This window comes from Neisseria sp. P0021.S006 (assembly GCF_051956895.1).
Genome location: NZ_JBQCWZ010000208.1, coordinates 1 through 1,916, shown reverse-complemented (window position 1 = coordinate 1,916; position 1,916 = coordinate 1). Strand labels below are relative to the sequence as shown.

Genomic DNA, 1,916 nt, shown 5'->3' with positions numbered 1-1,916 from the left:
AATAAGAATACAGATGACAGAAATATTTTATTTTTAGGATATAAAAAAGATGCCTCCTGTCATGAAAATATCTATACCTATTCATGCATTGATAATGAATATGGCTATGGAAACCAAGTTGTTGCATTTGGAATAAGTGCAAATGGCGATTATATTTGTTTTGATTACCGTAAGAATTCAAGTAATCCATCCATCGTACTTATGTATCATGATGAATTTTACGAAGATGAACTAGGTAATACCAAGATGATTACAGTTCCCATCACACCTGATTTTGATAGTTTTATAGATAAACTTTATCAAGATGTAGATTAACTGGCACTACTAACCAGCATAGCCTGTGTAACCAACCAAAAAAGTGAAATGGTAGGATGTGCATTCATGCACACGCGGTTTTGGTTTCGCTGAACTCCGTTTCAGGCTGCCTTAAAACCACTTACCTTTCCTTTTTACTTTAACTAATCGTAACTCTAAACTATGCCCACTCCCCCCTAAACATTCTCTCACCCAAGCTCTATCCCAGTGAGCCATATAACGAAAGCGAAGCACCCGGTGCTATCACTTGGTTGTGGTATTAATCCCATGCACCGCCAAGTGCCTATTGCCTGTGTAAAAAAAGAAAATCAACTCACCGAAAAAAACAAGCAAGAAGAATTAAGCACATGACAAAAAACCGTGTATATCCTTGCCCAAGCGGTATTTAGAAGCAGCGGTTGCAGCAGCAGAAGTCAGCATTTCCATAACCTACGGCGAACAGCAAAACCGACAAACCACCCAAGTTCAAGTAAATCAAGCCCAAGCCAGCCAAATTCAAGCAGGCGGTAAAACTACCCTTATTGCCGGAGGTGCAGGCGAACAATCCAATATCAACATCACAGGATCGGATGTTTCAGGTAAAGCAGGAACCGGCCTGATTGCCGATAACGACATCACACTCCAATCCGCCGAACAAAGCAGCAGCGAACGCAGCAACAACAAAAGCAGCGGCTGGATAGAGATACAGATGCGGCAAACCCAGTTCGCGTGCTTTATCCAGACAAAACGAAACCAGCTGCCTGCCTACGCCCAAACCGCGAAATTGCGGCAAAACGAACACATCACCCAGCCAATATTCGTATTCGGGAAAACACGCCATATCAAACCGCTTTAATGCCGCCGAACCCATCAGCCGCCCTTCGTTATCGACAGCCGCAAACGCCAGCGGCAAGTCATCCCCATTAAGGCACTGTGCGTAATACACACGGATTTTGTCCAGAGACGACCACGGCGCAAAATCGTGCCATTCCTCAAATAGCGTGAGTGATAAAGGCTCGACAAATTCAGGCTTCAGACGGCATATGTTCATATCGGGTCCTCTTGTTGTACCGCGTAGGGATTATTTTCACAGTATAGGCCGTCTGAAAGGTTAACACATCTTAAAAAATCAGCGTAAAACACGATAAACCCGCCGCCAGCCCCATTCAAATCACTTATAATTCTGCCCATACCGCACACAAACAAAAGAAGAACACCATGGCCAAGAAATTTCCCATTTTCCCGAAAAATCCCGAGCGTATCTGCTGGGGTTGCGACAAATACTGCAAAGAAGACGATCTGCAATGCGGCAACGGTTGCGAGCGCATCCAACATCCCATCGAATTGGACGGCCGCGACTGGTATAAAAAAGGCGACTGGAGCAATTTGTTGAGCGAAGAGCAGCAAATCGAACTTGGACTGAAAGAAGCACCCAAGCCGGCCAAACCGCATATCAAGCTGCCTTTAAAAAACAAAACGGCTTAAACGGTATGCCGTAAACAAACGAAATAAAAAGGCCGTCTGAAACCTGAAAAACAGGGTTTCAGACGGCCTTTGCGTTGTCGGATTATGCCTTCACATAATGCACAAACGCGTATTCGATGCCTTTGGCGGAAACATGG

3 protein-coding genes and 1 pseudogene are annotated in these 1,916 nt (G+C 44.6%); 3 read left to right on the top strand and 1 reads right to left on the bottom strand.

The annotated features are described in order from the left end of the window. Both ACTHUM_RS12590 and ACTHUM_RS12585 read left to right on the top strand, forming a co-directional pair. On the top strand, nt 1-315 hold a 315-nt coding region (locus tag ACTHUM_RS12590), incomplete at its 5' end, for an SMI1/KNR4 family protein (RefSeq protein WP_440403015.1). A gap of 403 nt (nt 316-718) precedes the next feature. Then, nucleotides 719-991: pseudogene (locus ACTHUM_RS12585) on the top strand (hemagglutinin repeat-containing protein); the annotation flags it as partial. On the opposite strand, the gene ACTHUM_RS12580 reads toward ACTHUM_RS12585, so the two are convergent. Continuing rightward, nucleotides 890-1,345 (bottom strand): GNAT family N-acetyltransferase, encoded by a 456-nt coding sequence (locus ACTHUM_RS12580; protein WP_234396013.1) that lies wholly within the window; start codon nt 1,343-1,345, stop codon nt 890-892. The pseudogene ACTHUM_RS12585 and the gene ACTHUM_RS12580 sit on opposite strands and share 102 nt — an antisense overlap. Before the next feature lie 167 nt (nt 1,346-1,512). On the opposite strand from ACTHUM_RS12580, the gene ACTHUM_RS12575 reads away from it, so the two are divergent. Continuing rightward, a complete protein-coding gene (locus tag ACTHUM_RS12575; protein ID WP_003686685.1) occupies nt 1,513-1,779 on the top strand; it encodes a DUF3079 domain-containing protein in 267 nt (88 codons plus the stop codon). Nucleotides 1,780-1,916 lie beyond the last annotated feature (137 nt).

Excerpts from the sequence above, each read along its gene's own strand:
- ACTHUM_RS12575 (WP_003686685.1), top strand. The coding sequence starts at position 1,513 with ATGGCCAAGAAATTTCCCATTTTCCCGAAAAATCCCGAGCGTATCTGC.
- ACTHUM_RS12580 (WP_234396013.1), bottom strand. The coding sequence starts at position 1,345 with ATGAACATATGCCGTCTGAAGCCTGAATTTGTCGAGCCTTTATCACTC.